Origin of the sequence: Fictibacillus aquaticus, from assembly GCF_002245695.1 — a bacterium.
GTDB lineage: Bacteria > Bacillota > Bacilli > Bacillales > Fictibacillaceae > Fictibacillus > Fictibacillus aquaticus.
In genome coordinates, this window is sequence record NZ_NOII01000003.1 from 699,980 (window position 1) to 718,443 (window position 18,464).

Below are 18,464 nucleotides of genomic sequence, written 5' to 3' on the forward strand. Positions count from 1 at the left end.
AACTTAGTTAGTAATATATCCCGCTACCTGAGCTTCCGTCCCGACAACAATAATCGGACGCTTTGAGGCGTTCATCCAGCTTAGGAGTTTAACAAGATTGGCCTCCGAAACAGCCGTGCACCCGAGTGTAGGGCTGTATTCGTTTTTCCAAACATGAAGGAAAATGGCGCTGCCCTTTCCTTTGACGATTGGATCGTCATTGTAACGGATAACAGCAGCATATTTATAGAGCGGCTGCAGCAGCTTTTCCGCAGAGTTCCACGTCGCCTTCATCTTGGTCGTGTTAACCCACTTGTTGTAATAAGAAGATTTTGCATCATCCACCCAAAAATCGCTTACTGTCGTCTTTTTGTATGGCCATGTCACAGCAGAAGGCTTAACGGCCGAGCCGAACGCAGTGCCGAAGAGAAACTTGCCTGTCGGGCTTTTCCCATCACCCTCGACTTTACGGCTAGAAACCCCTGTTTTGCCGACAACGGCCTTCATGACTGGAAATGCTGCACGCCATTTGCCATCAGACATTTTTTCATACGTATACAGCTTTGCTTGGTAGCTTCGCGCATTCGGAACCGTAACAACTATAACCTGGCGCTTCGTTTCAAGCTTAGGCAGCTTCGATTCCCACTGTGCTTTGTAAAAAGAAGTAGACGCATCTGCACCGCCAGGAAACGCGCCAAAGCTGAGGATTGCCAAAAGACTAAGAAATATTTTCTTCATCTGGATTTTTTCTCCTTTATTGGTTTCTACTCATAGTATACTAGAATATGAGTTAAATTGAATGGGGGTATCTTTTTGAGGTGGAGAAATTGGGCAGTTATGGCCCTGATCTTGTTTGCTGGTTTGTGTGCAGCCGATTCGGCAAAAGCGGCAAGCTACGTGAACCCGAACCAAGTATATTCGTATGAGCGCATGACTTATGATATGAAGGTGCTGGCTAGAAAGTATCCTTCTATCGTGCAATACCGTTCACTTGGCAAAACGCCATACGGCCGCGAGATATGGGCGATCAAGCTCGGAAAAGGCGACGCCACAGTCTTCTACAATTCTTCTCATCACGCACGCGAATGGCTGACGACTAATCTCGTAATGGAGATGATCGACCAGTACAGCGAGGCGTATATGGCGAAAAGGACGTTTGAAGGCTACAATGTCCAAAGCGTACTGAACAACACGTCAATCTGGTTTGTGCCGATGGTTAACCCGGACGGTGTGACGCTTCAGCAAAAAGGCTTGAACGCTTTTCCGAAATCCATACATAGCAAGCTGATCAAAATGAACAACGGCAGCCGCAACTTCAAACGCTGGAAGGCGAACGCTCAGGGCATCGACCTGAACCGCCAGTATCCAGCGAACTGGGACAGCTTGTCGAGAAACAGCTCAGTTAAATCTCCTTCATTTAAAAATTTCTCCGGCTACCGTCCCCTTCAGGCGGTAGAAGCACAAAAGATTGCACAATTTACTGCGTTTGTTGACCCGGAAATCACCATTTCGTATCATACGTCAGGACGCATTTTATATTGGCATTTTAAAAACAAACCGCAGTTCATCGACCGTGACCGCAGGATTGCAGAAGCGTATGGCCGCATGTCGCGCTATACACTCGTAAAACCATCCAGCAATCCGTCCGGAGGAGGCTACAAGGACTGGTTCATCCAGACATACAACCGTCCAGGACTGACACCGGAATTGAGCTATGGAGTATATGAAACCAATCCGCCAATCTCAGTATTTAACGAAGAGTGGAAGCGAAACCGCAAAGCTGCGCTGTATGTCGCAGCAGAAGGGGACAAGCTTTGGGAAGCGAAGGTAAGTGATGCGAACTATAACATCACAACGTTTGAGAAGGTTCCTCTCTACGACCGTCCGAACACATCGCACAAAACGAAGCTTACGCTCAATCCGGCATATGTTAAAGTTACCGGGACATACAAGGACTACCTCCGTATTGGTACGACTTACGGACCGAAATGGATCAAGAAAGGCTACTATATTAACGGCACGTATAAAAAAATCAGCATGCCAATCCTTCTGACAGAAAAAACGCAGCTTCACAGCATGCCGTTCACGGCAAAAGCGGGTACGTACATTAATCCGCAAACCGTTAAAGCTGTGAAATCCTACAACGGCTGGTACGCGATTCAGACAGTAAACGGCGAGAAATGGATAAAGCCAGTGAACGCCGTGCTGAATTTCAACCCGGTTGAAGCGAACGAGCAGGCTGTGATCACAACCGCAGTCGACTGGTACGACTATCCGCATACTACTAAAAAGCGAGCTGTTCAGCTGCAGCCGCAGACAGTCACTGTCAAGCAAGTTTGGGGAACATGGCGCTATGTCACCGCTGCAGAAGGTGAAGGCTGGATAAAATAAGAAAATGACGTGTGCTGCTGCACACGTCATTTTCTATTAAAGCGGTGATGTTTTCTCGCTTTCTTTAATTGTAAGTTTCCTTTATTAAACATGATCAGGCCGTTTACTCGCTCGTAAAGAGCATACAAAGGGTACAGCAGGCCGACAAACACGATAATCGAAGGAACACTTTTAACAGCGGGAAGAACCCCGGAGAGCAGTGTAATGAGCAATTCTGTTAAATAAATGAATAAAGGAACCATAAAAACTAAACCAATCAGCAGAAAAGGTGTTACTCTCGTTTCTTTTAGTTTAGCTCTGCAATGAGGGCACTTCATCGTAAACGGAGATGTGAAATCCTCAAAGTCCTCCAATGTAATGGACTTTCGGCAGTTTGGACAAGGTACAGAAGTTCTCATAAATATCTCCTTTAATAGAGTTATATCTAAGTATAGTTGGGATTATCTGTATAGTAAATATAAGAAACCAGCAAAAAAGACAGACCGAATTCAAATTTCGGTCTGTCCTTCTTAATTTAAATCACTTTTAATGGAATTCAAGTAAACATCCACATTCTCTTCAGAAACCTTTGTCCCGAAATCTTCAGGAACATCCTTCGTCTTGTTGTCCAGACGGTGTGCCATCCACGTTCCGACCTCAGGCTGATAGTGATAAAGATCAATAAAGTTTTTATGGTTCGTATTCACGCTGTTTTTACCTTGAAACGAACGAATCTCATCAAAGACAGATGTCATGTCCTTATACCAGCGCTCATAAGCTCCCCAGTATACAGGATCGCTGAACATCAGCTCAAACCGGTCCCAGACGATTGGTTCGGTAAAGACGACAAACTTTGTATTCGGATTTTGTTTCTTAAGCTTTTTCAGCATGTTGACATACTCTTCGTTGTAAGGATACGCACCCGTAATTTTTTCTTTATTAAACGATCGTTTAAATCGCTCCATTTTCCCCGGAATATTGGTTTCCTTCAGATCCGTTAACCCAATATTTTCACGATTATAATAACGCGGTTTGCTGTACGCATTTTCCATTGAGATCTTTTTGTTAAAACGTGCACGTTTTAAGGTACTGTAAGAGAAAAGCGTTTTATACTTATATAAAAATTCGTTGCTTGTTTTAAAATAATAATCCGGTTTGTTGGCCTTCAGCTTGATGTTTTTATCAAAGGACGTAAAATACAGCTCCAGGTAAATCACCTCAAAATCTTTGCCATTGCGTTTCTTGGCATACTCGATGTATGAACCATATTCTTTAACGGCCATCGCACTGACAGAATAATTAAAGGTCTTATGTTGCTTGAAATCATTTTGGTTCATATACGTAACACGGCTCGTGCCAATAAGCAGTGCTTCATAATTAAAAGGATTATGAGTGATCTTATTCGTTTTCTGCTGCCTTTCATCAAACCCGTTCTGATAATGATTGTACTCATTGGCATGAGCGAAGTTCCAGAGCGGGTCGATCTTATAATTGTAATAGCCGACGGCAGCGAAAAGGGGAACTACGCCAGCTAGAACGAGCAGCATCGTTATCATTATCCATCTGACATGTTTGTTCATGAAAACACCTTCTAAAAGTTGAAGTATAGAAACTCGCTGTTTTTATTTAATAAAAAGACTGCGCTTAAAACTAAAAATAGCATGGATGAAACCCACACGCTGTATTTAAGGCTTGGCTGGAATGAATCCTTAATTTGAATAGAGTTTTTGAAAAAGAAAACAAGGATTGTAGCTGCCAATAGCCCGGAAAGAATTAGATTGGTTTCAGCAAAATGAAAGGCAAACCGCTCATACGAGAAGCTGAAGCTTAACGCTGTTGAAAACGAAAGAACGGGAGCTGTCAGCTGTTCAAGCTGAAATTGCCCAGCGCTGAACATCGTTTTAATAATGGTGTTCGCCTGATGTACAGTATCTGCCCGGAAATAGACCCAGGCCACGTTGACGAACTGAAAGGTCAAGAACCAGGAAATCACTGCTGGCAGCTTAAACGGCCAGGCGCGGCATAAGACTGAAGCCAAGCCATGCATCAGCCCCCAGATGACGAACGTCCATCCCGCTCCGTGCCAAATTCCGCTGACAGCAAACACAATCAAGATGTTGCGGTACAGCTTGTAGCTGCCTTCCTTACTGCCGCCAAGCGGAATATATAAATAAGAAGTAAGAAAGCGGCCGAGAGTCATGTGCCATCTTTTCCAGAATTCCTGAATGTTTCTTGCCTTGTATGGCGAGAAAAAGTTAACAGGCAGCTTGATGTTAAAGAGAAGACCGATCCCGATCGCCATATCGCAATATCCGCTAAAATCGAAATAAAGCTGATAGGTGTAGGAAAGGGAAGTCACCCAAGCTTCGAGCACCGTTAAGTTCGCATAGTTTGCAAATCCATCATTTGCATAAACAGCCAGCGTGTCAGCGATCGCTACTTTTTTGCACAACCCAATCATAAAGATAAAGATTCCAGCCGCTACATTTTGGGCGTTAATTCTTTTATTCTTAGCGTCATGAAACTGCGGAATCAATTCTTGATGCAGGATAATAGGACCGGCTATTAATCTAGGAAAAAACGTAACGAAAAGTGCATAGTTAAGAAAATCTTTTTCCTTCGTCGATCCGCGGTAAGCATCAACTATGTAAGCGATCTGCTCAAATGTAAAAAAGCTGATAGCGAGCGGCAGGAGCAGGTTGAGCAATGCTGTATTCGTGTCAAAAACCGCATTCATATTCTCAATGAAAAAATCGGTGTATTTGAAGTAGCCTAACAGCCCAACATTGAATACGATACCTGCAGACAGCAGTGTTTTTTTCTTTCCGATAGAATCAGCTTTGGAAATAGCACTGCCGGTAAAGTAATTGATAAACATCGATAGAAGCAATAGCGGCAAGTAGCTGATGTTCCACCAGCTGTAAAAAAACAGCGAAGCCACGACCAGCCACACGCGGGATATGACATTCAGCTTAAAAAAGAGCAGCATATAATAAATTAATACCGTTACCGGCAAAAACATAAGAATAAACTCAAGTGAACTAAACAGCATGCGAGACCACCTTTTCTGACAATAGAGCTTGTTAGCAATTCTTTGTGAGAGTACCATGTAATGCTGCTCATCACAACAAAAAATTTACGAATAATTTACGTTTAGACTGCAGTAAAAAAAGGCCCGGATAAGGCCTTTTACTTTTTATAGGTAATCGCCTGTTTGCCCATCTGGATCCAGGCATTCTTGAAGTCGCTTTTCAGCACACGCTTATTCTTCACCTTTTTCAGCGGATCATTAAAGTAAACATATACATTGTCATAGCCAGTTACGAGAACAGAGTGCTCTTTATACGTGATGCGCACAGGTCCCGTCGGTGTATGATACGTACGGAATGATGAAGACGGCAGCTGCTTGTACGTCGTATTCGCGATCACCCATACGGGCGTACCGTTATTAATGTGATTCAGCACCTTTTCAAAATCCTGGCCGGTCAGGTTCATCACACGGTCTTTTCCTAAATAAGATGCGGCGAGATCTGCGATAGGACCATGGTAAACACCGTAGCCTGGCTTGCTGAATGTATACATGTTGCCAACAAAGCCATTATACGGATTGCCGAAATACACTTTGCCTCCACTGTTTCTGTACGGAGTAGGGTCTTTTTTCACCTGCTTCGCCAGTGTCATTTTATCGGTCTTCTTGCCTGCATAGTTCAGCATCATCGTAAGGCTCGTCACCTCGCAGCCTCTTGGAAGCTCAGGCATCTGCCCGGTCAGCGGGGCAGAAAGGATGCGCCGCTTCAGCTTCTGCACGTTTTTCGACTGTGTCCAGCCCTGCTTGCCGCTTACTGTCTTGACTTTATACCACAGTTCGCCCTTTTGTGTCGTATGCTGCTGGATGCCTTTCAAAACAGCTCCGCGTGATTGCTTTACGACTTGTGTCTTTGAAGTTGTCGGTCCAGTACGGATGACAGTAGATGGAGCTGTTACCATGAAATGCTGATTGATGTTCTTTGTTGCTGCAAACACGGGAATAACTTTCTCCAGCTTTACAAACACAACAGCTGATAAAAGCATGAATATGCAAATAAAGACAATCCCAGTTATCTTCCTTTTCAAAATAATCCACTCCAACTGTGATTTATTAACTACTATTATTACAAAAAGTGACAAATAAAGATACATTATATTGACCTTCAAACTCAAATAACTCATTGGGGGTACGGTACCGATAAGACCTAATTTACGGTTTATCAGCCTTTCTTTAATATCGGTACCGTACCCCAAAATCTAAACTCCTGCAAAATGTGAAAATTTTACTATTAAACTGTAAAAATATGAATTATTATGTAATTGTATGTAAAATCTTGAAGGTAAGGGGAATGATGGGTTTGAGAAGAAAGATTTCTATTTTGCTCGTTTTCTTACTTCTGCTGCAGAACCTCGGGGTATTGCCGAGCATCGTTCGTGCAGCAAGTGATACTTCTTCTCCCGTTTTTGAAAGTCTTGTGGTAACACCAGACAAGCTTCAAAACGGAGAACAAGTATCTTTTTTAGTGAAAGCAAGTGATGACACGAAGGTCGCAGAGGCTGTGCTTTCTTATACAGCTCCTAGCGGACAAATACATAATGTGAAATTAGCAGAGAACGAAGAGAAAACAGGGTGGGCAGGTACACTTGCTGCGCCTGCTGAAAAGGAAAACGGGGTGTGGAAGCTTCAAAACATCACGTTAAAGGACGAAGCTGGTAATGCGTCAATTATTGGCGGACAGACATTGCCTGAAGGGCAGTCTGGAAACTTCGAAGTAACGGAAACAGCACAGCCTGTTGAAAATAAGGAAGATCCAGCTGTGCCTCCAGCAGCTAAAGAAGAAACAGGCGTTCAGACACCGGAAACATCTGCCTCTGAGCAGCCGCAGCCAGATGCAGCAGCCGAAACAGACGATGTGCAAGCACCTGTTCCGGTTAAAGTAGAATTTGATCCAGCTTCTGTTGAGGCAGGGCAGACTGTAACAGCATATGTAACGTTTGAAGATGAGTCTGACATTCAAGAAGCATATCTACAATTATATGATCCGAATTATGATAATCCTGTCTCAAATCAGCTCACTAAAGGTACTGATGGAAGATGGGAATGCAAGCTGAGAATTGCTGAAAACGCGCAGCCTGGAAAGTGGTTTGTCAGCTATATCAGCGCGACAGACATCCACGGCAATTCCGATCATGGCTATTATAATGATGAGTCACCTGAGGGGTTCAGCCAGCTGACCGTTACGAATGGCGATTTGGACGGTGAGGCGCCGGCCCTTGAAAAGGTAGAATTCGAGAAAACCACGGTACGTGCAGGGGAACTGAACACAGTATATGTGACAGCCTCGGACAATTTATCGGAAGTAACATACTCTTATATCTATCTTGAAAGCGTTGATGGATACCACTCTGTTTTAGTAAACACTCTAAAAAAAGCAGAGGATGGCCGCTTTACAAGCAAATTTAGAGTTCCGTACGATGCTGAACCTTCAGAATGGAAGGTTGTACATGTTTATTTGGAAGATTCAGCAGGTAATGCAGATTATGCATATGAAGAAAATTCTGATGGCATTTTCAACACATTTACGGTAGAAGCAGCACTTGAGGATACACAGGCACCAACGGTTTTAAAGCTGGAATTTTCACAGGATACCATGCTGATCGGCCGTGACATTGGTTTTACTCTTACGGCACATGATGATTATTCAGGAGTGAAGGAAGCTCAAGTTACGTTTATAAGTCCTTCAGGCACTTCAGAAACACAGTCGTGGTTGTACGCAGAATCAGATGATTCATTAAATGGCAGCATTTATGTTCCTAACTACTCTGAAACAGGAGAATGGAAGGTAAAGAGCATCACGATCTGGGACAATGCAGGTAACTCGGAAACGTATGATTATACTGAAAATTATCCAGCAGATTTTGAAGTACTGACTGTTTACGAGGATAATAGAGCACCTGTCGTTACCGATCTTTATTTTGAAAAAGAAACGGTGACTGGCGGGGATACAAACACAGTTGTAGTGGCTGCAGAGGATGATTTGTCTGGGGTAGACAGTATGAACCTCAGCTTAGTGAGTCCGAATGGGCAAAGTAATCTAAATGTAGACATGGTTAAGCAGGACAGCGGCAATCTGTGGAAAGGTGAATTCACTATTCCTCAGAATGCGCAGTCTGGAGTGTGGAAAATTAACTATTTAAATGTGAGTGATTCGAGCTGGAATGCTGTAACGTATTACTCAGAAGAGGACTTGTCTTTACTGTCCCGTACTTTTACAGTGGACAACCCGAATGAAGATACAGAACCGCCTGTTTTAACAAAAGTTGATTTTGAAAAAGAATCAGCAGAAGCAGGCGAAACAGTAAATGTTGCGTTTTCGACAGAAGACGCTTCAGAAGTGTTCTATATGGATGTGGAATTAGTGAACGGAGAAAGCAGCCAGTACCGTTATGTATCCGGCATGACCTTGCAGGATGATGGTACGTACAAGGGTGAGTTCAACATTCCGCTGAACGCTAAAGAAGGTACATGGAAGGTTTATTCTGCCAATATTGGCGATATTCATGGCAATGAAAAGACTTATTATTATGACGAACAGTACCCAGAGCAGTTTGAAACTCTTGCTGTGACAAACAGCAACTATGACGGCGATGCGCCAGTTGTGACAGCAGCTGACTTTGTTGAGAGTGCAGTGCAGGCCGGCGGCTCTAACACCCTCTATTTGACAGTTGAAGATGCGAACGCTGTTGATTTTGTAAGCGTAGAGATAGCGAGCCCGAATTATAAACAGACGGAATTTGTGTATGCCTATCAGGATGGAGACCGATGGCGTGCAGACTTTGATGTCTCTGAATTCGGCGAGCCAGGCGAATGGCGAGTATCCAATGTCTATACACGAGACATCATCGATAACGGAGAAAATTATTATTTCAGCGAAGAAGGCTATCCGTCATCGTTTGAGAAGTTTACCGTGTTAAACGATAACCACGACAATGAGGCACCAGTCGTGACTAAAGCAGAATTTGAAAAGTCTTCTATTCAGGCTGGAGAGTCGAATACCGTTTATGTAACGGTGGAAGACAACCTTTCTGGCGTGGATTATGGACAGGTTACTTTGAAAAGTCCGACCGGTAAATTTTACGAAAACACCTATTCCATGAATCAGATGGAAGACGGGCGCTGGTCTGGGACGTTTGATGTAAATGCGTATTCAGAGCCTGGCGTGTGGAAGGTAAGCTCTATTTCTTTTACAGACCGTGCAGGAAACCACAGCTATGAAGATTTTGAAAGGGATTATCCTGATTACATCGGTACGTTCATAGTTGAAAACAGCAATTATGACGACGTCGCTCCTGAGCTTTTAAACGTTGAGTTTGAGCAGGCATCGTCTGAAGCCGGATCGCAGAACTACGTGTACGTAACAGCTGATGACAATTTATCAGGGATCCAATATATGAATATGGAAGTGTCCGGTCCATCCGGAGAACAAAGAGTATATATTTATGACTTGAACTTGCAAGAAGACGGGCGCTGGAAAGGAACAGTCGATGTTCCTCCTTATTCTGAACCTGGAAACTGGTATGTAAGCTCTGTGTATATATCAGATAATGCAGGAAATGAGTTTTCAGAGTACTTTGGCTCGGAAAACACTCCAGCAGGGTTCGAGGTAACGAACAGCAACCCGGATACGACAGCACCGGTTGTTCATACTGCAACATTTGTAAATGATGTCGTACAGGCTGGAGAAAGCAGCGAAATTCTTTTGGATATCTCAGATGACCGTTCAGGCACAAAATATGTTGAAGTTACTCTCCAAGGGCCTGACAGCACTAACAAGATTATTACGACAGCTTATTACAATAAGGAGCGCGGCAAATTTGTCGGAGAGTTCTATATCTCTCAGTACGAAGAGCCTGGCGCATGGCGAGTAGATAGAATATATGTAGAAGACTTCTCAGGCAATGAAAAAGAATATGTCTACAGTGAAGAGCGTTATCCAGAGACGTTCGGTAAGTTCACAGTGGAAAACGGTGACTATGACGGAGAAGCACCAACAGTATCAAACGTTGAATTTGTTCCATCAACAGTCAATGCAGGGGACATGGCAGAAATCGTTCTAACTGGAGAGGACAATCAGTCAGGTATTTCAAACGCATATGTTGAATTAAGAAGTCCGAGCGGCAATCGTTCGATGTACGCGTCTGATTTTATGCAGAAAGAAGACGGCAAATGGCATGCTGATTTATCTGTCTCTCCTTATGAAGAACCAGGAGAGTGGAAGATTTCTTATGTACGCGTTGAAGATCGTGCAGGAAATGACTGGTCAGAAAACGATCCATCACATTATGGAGCATTAACTGTATTAAACGATAATCCAGATGTCACTGCCCCATCTGTTGAAAAAGTAGAATTTGGAGCACCTGTTTACCATGGCGGTGAAACAGGAGAAATCTACGTAACGGCAGCGGATGACATGTCTGGTGTTGAAAATCTTAGTGTCAACTTACGTAATGCAAAAGGAAACATGGATGTTTACACATCAGAATTCTCACTGCAGGAAGACGGCCGCTGGAAAGCAGCTTTTGAGATTCCAACTTATGCAGCAAGCGGAAAATGGTATGTATCTCACGTTAATCTGAATGATAAAGCCGGCAACTTTAACGGCGAAAGCTATGATCTAGTAAACTATCCAGAATCATTCTCAATATTTATCGTTGAAAATGAAAATGAGGACGTTTCAGCTCCTGTCATTCAAAGCGCAGCATTTGAAGCAGGAACACTGGCAGCAGGCGACAGCACAGTGCTGCGAGTGGAAGCAGAAGACAATCAATCAGGAGTCAGCTATGTCGAGGCTGTCGTGATCAGCCCATCCGGGACTCAGACGATTCAGGATATGGCTTGGAACGCGGACGAAGACGGAAAATGGTCGATTCCAATCTACACCTCTCCTTATGCCGAAGATGGCGAATGGAGAATTGCTTCAATTTCAGTAAAAGATAATGCAGGCAACTTCGAACGATATGATTATGAAGAGCATTATCCTGATTCATTTGGAACATTAATGATTGAGAACGAGAACGCTGATACAGAAGCACCAAATGTAACCGAGGTCGCGTTCAACCCTAGCGAAGTGGATGCAGGTGAAACTGCCGAGGTGATCATATCGGCTGAAGACACTGTTTCTGGCGTTCATAGAGCGTTTGTCGAAATGGTCAGCCCAAGCGGAAACCAATACACATCTAACTTTGATACAGATCTTGGAGAAGACGGCAAGCTGAGAGGTTTCATTCCAATCTCGAAGTATGCTGAAAGCGGCGAGTGGAAAATCAGCTATCTGGCTGTTTACGACAAGGCAGGCAACCGCTATGAGTTTTACCTTGAAGAAGAAGTTGAGTATCCGAACCATTTCGGAACATTGCTTGTCAAAAACGAAAATCCAGACGTCACACCGCCAGTGATTGAAAGTGCAGCGTTTGAAAAAGACGTCATGAAAGCTGGCGAGACGAACACCATCACGATTACAGCAAGCGACGACGTATCAGGTGTCCGATACATGGAAGTCGAGCTTATGAACAAAAAGAGCGGTAAGTACCTCTCGATTCATGAAATGGCAGCAGCAGGCGAAGGCATGTATAAAGGAGAGTTCAGCATTTCTCGATTTGCTCAGCCTGGTGAATGGGTTGTCGCAAGCATCTATGTCGGAGATGAAGCGGGCAATCACCGCTATTACAATTACGATGAAAACTACCCTGAAAGCTTTGAAACTTTTATGGTAGAAAACGAGACTCCGGATGTTACTGGACCTCAGATTACAAGCATCGAGTTTGTGGAATCAACACTTGAACCTGGAAGCACAGGCCACGCTATCGTCACGGCAGAAGATGACCTTTCTGGGGTACGGTACCTTGGGTTAAGATTTGTTTCTCCTTCTGGCCAAAAGCATATTCATACAGATGAAGTGGTCAAGCAATTCGATGGGACATGGAAGGTAAGCTTCTATGTACCAGCTTATGCGGAGCCTGGTGAGTGGAAGGTGCACTCTGCATGGATTGAGGATAATGAGGAAAACATTACGGATTATCACGATCTTGATATTCTTTACCCAGAAAACTTCGGGACATTTACGATTGTGAATGAAACACCGGATATGGAAGCTCCTTCTGTTTCAAGCGTATCGTTTGAGCCAGACACACTTAACGCTGGTGACGAAGGATTCCTAATTGTAGGTGCAGATGACGATTTATCTGGCGTTGAGTATGTAAACGTCCTTGTGGAAGGCCCGACTGGAAACCATAGAATGTCTATCGGGGCATGGGATGAAGTTGAAGAAGGAAAGTTCAAAGGAACCTTCTCATTGAATTCTTATGCTGAAGCTGGCGTTTGGAAGGTTACTTCTATTGAAGTGTATGACCGTGCGGGTAATTTCGCTGAATACAGCTATGACACAGAGTACCCTGAGACATTTGGCACGTTAAATGTTATCAGTGAAAACTCCGACATCACAGCTCCGGTCTTTAACGGGATTACGTTTGGGTCGAATGCAGTTAAACCTGGCGAAAGCATGAAGGTAACAGTTGACGCAACAGAAACTGGATCAGGCATCAATGGCATTTATATTGCAGCATTTGGACCAGACGGTAAATCTGAAGCGTATACCGAAATCATGAAAGCTGATGAGAATGGAAAATGGAGCGGAGAGCTTCGTATTCCTGCTGATGCGGCAGAAGGCAAGTGGGAGATCGCGTACATCGGTATTCAAGATAATGCGCATAACTACTGGCACCGTTATGTAGAAGAAGGCAAGTATTATGAAGGTACTCATGCAATTGAAGAGCATGAAGTCGATGCTGAAGGTATTTATTTTACCGTTGGCATTGATGAAACAGCACCAGAAACTCCGGCTGTAAATCCAGTCAGCGACAAAGATACAGTGGTAACCGGACGAGCAGAACCGAAATCAACAGTTTCTGTTTTTGCTGGCGACACGGTTCTTGGAACGGCAACAGCTGATGAGCAAGGACAGTTCACGGTTTCAATTTTGAAACAACAAGCGGGAGCTGTTTTAACAGTTACAGCTGCGGATGAAGCAGGCAACACGAGCGAAGCGGCATCAGTAACAGTTTTGGATAAAACAGCGCCTGACGTTCCAATCGTTAATGAAGTAAGCGACAAGGATACATCTGTGACAGGTAAAACAGAAGCGAAGTCAACCGTTACTGTATATGCAGCTGAGAAGGCTGTAGGAACAGCAACGGCGACTGAGCAAGGTGATTTTACGATCTCAATCCCGGCTCAAAAAGCGGATACTGTTTTATCTGTAACAGCTAAGGACGAAGCAGGCAACACGAGCAAGGCAGCAACGGTGACAGTTCTTGATAAGACAGCACCAAACACGCCGGCAGTGAACCCGGTTTCTGACAAAGACACAACAGTAACAGGAATAACGGAAGCGTTTGCTGATGTGATTGTAAAAGCAGACAGCAAACAATTAGGCACAGCAAAAGCGAACAGCAGCGGACAGTTCAGTGTCGTTATCACACCTCAGGCAGCTAAAACAGTGCTTGAAGTAACAGCAGCAGATGCGAAAGGCAATGTGAGCAGCGCTGCAAAAGTAACGGTAACAGATAAAACCGCGCCAAACGCTCCTGTCGTGAGCAGCGTCTCTGATATGGATGAAAGAGTGACGGGAACAGCTGAAAAGCAAAGCACCGTAACAGTCTATGTTAATGGGTCTGTGATCGGAAGCGCAGCAGCAAGTGAAGATGGAAGCTTTAGCGTGGCGATCGCCAAGCAAAAAGCAGGAACAAAGCTTGTTGTAAAAGCTAAGGATGCTTCTGGCAACGAGAGTGCTTCAGCAGAAGTAACTGTTCTGGACAAAACAGCCCCATCCAAGCCAACTGTTAATGCAGTGGACGACAATGACACTGTTGTTTCAGGCAAGTCAGAGCCAGGTGCAGCGATAACAGTAATGGCTGGAACGACAAAGGTAGGTTCTACAAAGGCAGCCAGCACTGGTGCATTTACGGTGAAACTAACAGTGAAACAAAAAGCAGGCACGAAGCTTTCTGTTACAGCGGCAGACACAGCAGGCAATACGAGTGCAGCAACTGTTGTGACGGTAACAGATAAGACTGCTCCAGCAGTACCAGTTGTGAACGTAGTCGACAACAACGATCTGAAAGTGACTGGAAAAACAGAAGCAGGAGCAAAGGTTATTGTAAAAGCCGGAACGAAGGTAATCGGCAGCGCAACTGCGACAAGCAAAGGAACATTTACAGTAACGATTAAGGTACAGAAAGCAGGCACAGCGCTTTATGTGACAGCGACAGACAAAGCTGGCAACATAAGTACTGCTAAAAAGGTGATCGTGAAAGACGTCATCAAGCCAGCAGCACCAAAGGTAAACAAGGTAGATTCTAATGATAAAACGGTAACAGGAACAGCAGAAGCTGGATCAACAATTACGGTAAAAGTTGGATCTAAGGTGATTGGAACAGCTAAGGCTGGATCAAACGGCAAGTTCACTGTGAAAATCAAGGCACAAAAGGCAAACACTTATCTTTACGTCACAGCGACAGATGCTGCGAAAAACGTAAGTGCTGCTGCAAAAGTGAAAGTTGTAAAAGCTTAATTAATAAGGCTGTTTTCGTAAACTATGTTGCTTCTATAGAATTCAGAGAAGAGGTTGATCTCCGTTTCAGGCGCACGCTTTCCGCGGGGAGTGGCGAAAAGCAGAAACGGCTCGTTCAGCCCCGACAAGCAAAAGGGAAAGGGGCCGGTAAGTCGGTCTTTGACTTATTGGACACTTTCCCTTTTGACCTCGAGGGGCTAGCCGTTTTCTGCTGGACAGGTGAGCCCTTCCGTCGCATGCGCCATTGGAAGGTCTCACCTGTCTCACTCATCCCGCTGGAGTCGGCACCTTACGCTCCGATCAACTTAATCAATGATGGGATCCAGACGATCAAGTCATTTTGATGAAAGAATCAGCCGAAGCATTTGAAGGGAAATAAAGCATTTCTCATGGTTAGGCGTTGAAGCTTAACTTCTTCACAGGCAAAACCGCTGAAAATTCTTCCTAACCAATCTGTTCAAAAGTAACAATCTTTTAGAAAAGAGTTATTAATAAAGACAAGGTGTCCCAAGCAAATGTGGGACACCTTTTTCTTATTTGGGATGCACAAAAGAGCTTCATCACAACAGTTGCGTAGATTCTTCAAGCTATTCAACGAATTTTTTAAACCATTTCAACTATTTTTTAAAGCATTTCAACGATTTTTTAAGCAATTCAAGGATTGTTATATCATTTCAAAAATCGTAGATCTAACAGATGTTTTTTAATTGGGGTACGGTACCATTTCCCATCACCTGCGTTAAATCAACGTAGTTAGGAAATGGTACCGTACCCCTCATAAATATAGTAAAAAATTCCTCTATCCATATTTTGTCGAATCGACTATTATTAAGGAATGATGGGATTAATGTGCATACTTCTACGGCGGCGTACATACAGCATTTTAGAGAAAAAGCGTGGTCAACATGAGTCTGGATCATTAGTCAATAAAAGATAAAAAGGGGATTAAGAATGTTGAAAAAGAGACTTACAGCTATGTTTCTCGCATTCGCACTAGTATTGTCTGCTATGCCAGCTGTTTCATTTGCTGCTATAGCGAACGATGATCCAGAATTAACGGCTTACTTGCAAGAAGCAAGCGAGACTCGCGGTTTTGAGATCACAGTAGAAGATTTTGAAGATTATTTGCTTGAGTATTGGGGAGCTGGCCTTGAAGATTGGACAGACTTCGCAGAGCTTGAAGAGAACCTTGGTGAAGTCATTAAAGCTGACCTCAGCAACCTAAACGATGTTTATGAGTACTATGAAATTGACGAAGCAGGCATGCTTCAGATTCTAGAAGAAAACGGTGACAGCCTCGAACACTACATTTATGTAGATGATCTAGACATGAACCTAGATTTTTATATTAATGGCGACTCTTTTGAAGATGACATGGGCGACATGTTTGCTGAGCTTGGATTGACAGAAGAAGAGCTTGAGAAATTAGCTGCACACTTCGAAAAAATCGCTCCGAAGCTAGAAGACCCAGCTGTTCAGCAGCGTCTTGAAGAGCTTGGACAGCGTATGGAAAACTTCCCAAGCGATTTTGAAAGCATCGACGAACTGACAGACGAGCAAATCACAGAGATCATTTCTATCTATGATGAGCTTCTTAACATCTTTGAACTTTCTCCAAAGTTTTACTTGAAAAAGGGTGATGAGCTAAAGCCAATCACACTTAAAGAATTGTTCCTTATGAAGGATCCTCAAGGCTACAACCTTTGGGTAGAGCTCTACAACCTTCAAGGTGAGTTGATTTTGGATATGGAAATCACTGCTGAAATGATCGGCGGAGAAATTATCGACGAAATCGGTGAAGATATCGTTGAAGTTCCGAAAGTTGTAGATAAGATCAAAGACCAGCCGAAAAAGCCAAAGACAGAAAAAGGCGGAAAGCTTCCAAACACTGCTTCAGACTACGGCACTAACGGCCTTGCAGGACTTGCGATCGCAGCTGCTGGTTTCGTTATCTACCGCCGTGTAAGAAAGACTGCGTAACATGAGAAGAGAAAAGAAGAGAGCCAAAGGCGGCAAGCGCCTGGCTCTTCTTTTCATAAGTGGCGCATTGATTGCTGGCGGGCTGTGGTTCTCGACCACTAACGTTTATAAGTTCGCGAAGGGCTATCTTATGTTTAAGGTTGAAAAATCTCAGCGTGAAGAATTCAAGCCAGCGAGTGCTTATGAAAAGAAGGAAGATTCAAAGCCTAAGGAAAAAGAGCTGTATGCTGTACGCCCCAAAAAGGGCGAAGACATGGGTGAGCTTTATATTCCTAAGCTTAATGCCACATTGCCTATCTACCATGGTACTGATGAAGACGAACTCGAGAAGGGTGTCGGTCATTACGCGAACAGCGTTCTGCCGGGTGAAGAAGATAACTCAGTCTTATCAGGACACCGGGATACGGTTTTTCGCAAGCTTGGTGAAATAGGCAAACGCGATGTGCTGACCGTCCGTACCTCAGCTGGCGAGTTCACTTACAAAGTGAAACGCGTCCGTATTGTAGATGCAGATGACAGAACAGTAATCGTGCCAAAGCCAAAAGCTACTCTGACAGTCACAACATGCTATCCGTTCAACTTCATCGGGGACGCACCTCAGCGCTACATCCTCGAGGCATTTTTGGTTGATCAAAAATTAAATCCGTAACGGCTGCTTTCAAACATTGAAAAGCAGTCTTTTTTTATTCCATTTTCCGCATAACTTCATAAACTTCCTTGGCCGCGGCTTTTGCTCCTTCAGGTGACATGTGTGTTCCTGAAGAATCAAGCAGTCCTGCTGCTTGGAGCGCTTTGTCGCTTGAGCCGCCAGCCACTCTTATAAAAGCTTTATTTAAATCCACAAGCTGAATTTTGTGCTTTATAGCGAGCTGTCTAGTAATTTCGTTGTACTCTTCATTTGCGGCTTTCGGGCTGACAGAAGGGGATAACTCTGGATGGCGCTGATGATAGAGCTTATCCACTATGGGGATTGTCGTCATCAACACCGGCTGCGCGTTGATCTTCTTCAATGAAAGGATAAAATATTCTAAGTTTTCTAGGAATCGCTCTTCAGACACTTGGTGGCGGCCATTAATCAGTCTGGAATCATTCGTGCCGAACATGATTAACACGATATCAGGGTTATATGTCAGCACATCTCTCTTAAAACGCAGCCGGGCGTGCTCGGTCGTGTGGCCTCCGATTCCTTTATTAATTAAAGTGTGCTGAGGAATCTTAGCTGACAGCTGCGAAAACCACTTTGATTCAGAAGGAAACTTTTCAAGGGTCCAGTTGCTTCCAGCGGTATTGCTGTCGCCAAAAGCAACAACCGTCATATGTTCTGGCTCACGTCCGAACAATGTGGAGGATGTTATAGCAAAAGATATTGCAATAACGGCTAATAAACTGATTAAAACAAGATATTTTCGCTTCATCATGTTCAAAGCTTGCCCCGCAGCGAAATTTTCTATGTAAAAAGAAAACAGACACCCTAGAGTG

At 43.9% G+C, this 18,464-nt stretch carries 10 protein-coding genes; 4 read left to right on the forward strand and 6 right to left on the reverse strand.

From position 1 onward, the window contains the following. Positions 1-3: 3 nt before the first annotated feature. Entirely contained in the window at positions 4-717 is a 714-nt protein-coding gene (locus tag CGZ90_RS13820; protein ID WP_094253081.1) for a L,D-transpeptidase family protein, read from the reverse strand. A gap of 75 nt (positions 718-792) precedes the next feature. Between CGZ90_RS13820 and CGZ90_RS13825 the strand changes: the two genes are divergently transcribed. Continuing rightward, positions 793-2,370, forward strand: coding sequence for a M14 family zinc carboxypeptidase (locus CGZ90_RS13825; RefSeq protein WP_133063594.1), 1,578 nt, complete (start codon positions 793-795; stop codon positions 2,368-2,370). 26 nt (positions 2,371-2,396) lie between these two features. On the opposite strand, the gene CGZ90_RS13830 is transcribed toward CGZ90_RS13825, so the two are convergent. From CGZ90_RS13830 to CGZ90_RS13845, 4 genes are all read right to left on the reverse strand, one after another. Further along, a complete protein-coding gene (locus tag CGZ90_RS13830; RefSeq protein ID WP_094253083.1) occupies positions 2,397-2,768 on the reverse strand; it encodes a hypothetical protein in 372 nt (123 codons plus the stop codon). A 111-nt stretch (positions 2,769-2,879) separates the two neighbouring features. After that, a complete protein-coding gene (locus CGZ90_RS13835; protein WP_094253084.1) occupies positions 2,880-3,929 on the reverse strand; it encodes a hypothetical protein in 1,050 nt (349 codons plus the stop codon). An 11-nt stretch (positions 3,930-3,940) separates the two neighbouring features. Next, complete coding sequence (locus tag CGZ90_RS13840) at positions 3,941-5,401, reverse strand: MBOAT family O-acyltransferase (RefSeq protein ID WP_094253085.1); 1,461 nt, start codon at positions 5,399-5,401, stop codon at positions 3,941-3,943. 137 nt (positions 5,402-5,538) lie between these two features. Further along, the gene (locus CGZ90_RS13845) at positions 5,539-6,462 is read right to left on the reverse strand and encodes a C39 family peptidase (RefSeq protein ID WP_240515438.1); all 924 of its coding nucleotides are present in this window, start codon (positions 6,460-6,462) and stop codon (positions 5,539-5,541) included. Positions 6,463-6,734: 272 nt separating this feature from the next. On the opposite strand from CGZ90_RS13845, the gene CGZ90_RS13850 reads away from it, so the two are divergent. The 3 genes from CGZ90_RS13850 (at position 6,735) to CGZ90_RS13865 (ending at position 17,634) form a co-directional block, all read left to right on the forward strand. After that, a complete protein-coding gene (locus tag CGZ90_RS13850; RefSeq protein ID WP_165766858.1) occupies positions 6,735-15,005 on the forward strand; it encodes an Ig-like domain-containing protein in 8,271 nt (2,756 codons plus the stop codon). 951 nt (positions 15,006-15,956) lie between these two features. After that, a complete protein-coding gene (locus CGZ90_RS13860) occupies positions 15,957-16,985 on the forward strand; it encodes a processed acidic surface protein (RefSeq protein WP_094253088.1) in 1,029 nt (342 codons plus the stop codon). Position 16,986: 1 nt separating this feature from the next. Further along, on the forward strand, positions 16,987-17,634 hold the full coding sequence (locus CGZ90_RS13865) for a class D sortase (RefSeq protein ID WP_094253089.1): 648 nt from the start codon (positions 16,987-16,989) through the stop codon (positions 17,632-17,634). 34 nt (positions 17,635-17,668) lie between these two features. On the opposite strand, the gene CGZ90_RS13870 is transcribed toward CGZ90_RS13865, so the two are convergent. Continuing rightward, on the reverse strand, positions 17,669-18,403 hold the full coding sequence (locus CGZ90_RS13870) for an SGNH/GDSL hydrolase family protein (RefSeq protein WP_133063595.1): 735 nt from the start codon (positions 18,401-18,403) through the stop codon (positions 17,669-17,671). Between the last annotated feature and the right edge of the window lie 61 nt (positions 18,404-18,464).

Excerpts from the sequence above, each read along its gene's own strand:
- CGZ90_RS13820 (WP_094253081.1), bottom strand. The coding sequence starts at position 717 with ATGAAGAAAATATTTCTTAGTCTTTTGGCAATCCTCAGCTTTGGCGCG.
- CGZ90_RS13830 (WP_094253083.1), bottom strand. The coding sequence starts at position 2,768 with ATGAGAACTTCTGTACCTTGTCCAAACTGCCGAAAGTCCATTACATTG.
- CGZ90_RS13835 (WP_094253084.1), bottom strand. The coding sequence starts at position 3,929 with ATGAACAAACATGTCAGATGGATAATGATAACGATGCTGCTCGTTCTA.
- CGZ90_RS13840 (WP_094253085.1), bottom strand. The coding sequence starts at position 5,401 with ATGCTGTTTAGTTCACTTGAGTTTATTCTTATGTTTTTGCCGGTAACG.
- CGZ90_RS13860 (WP_094253088.1), top strand. The coding sequence starts at position 15,957 with ATGTTGAAAAAGAGACTTACAGCTATGTTTCTCGCATTCGCACTAGTA.
- CGZ90_RS13865 (WP_094253089.1), top strand. The coding sequence starts at position 16,987 with ATGAGAAGAGAAAAGAAGAGAGCCAAAGGCGGCAAGCGCCTGGCTCTT.
- CGZ90_RS13870 (WP_133063595.1), bottom strand. The coding sequence starts at position 18,403 with ATGATGAAGCGAAAATATCTTGTTTTAATCAGTTTATTAGCCGTTATT.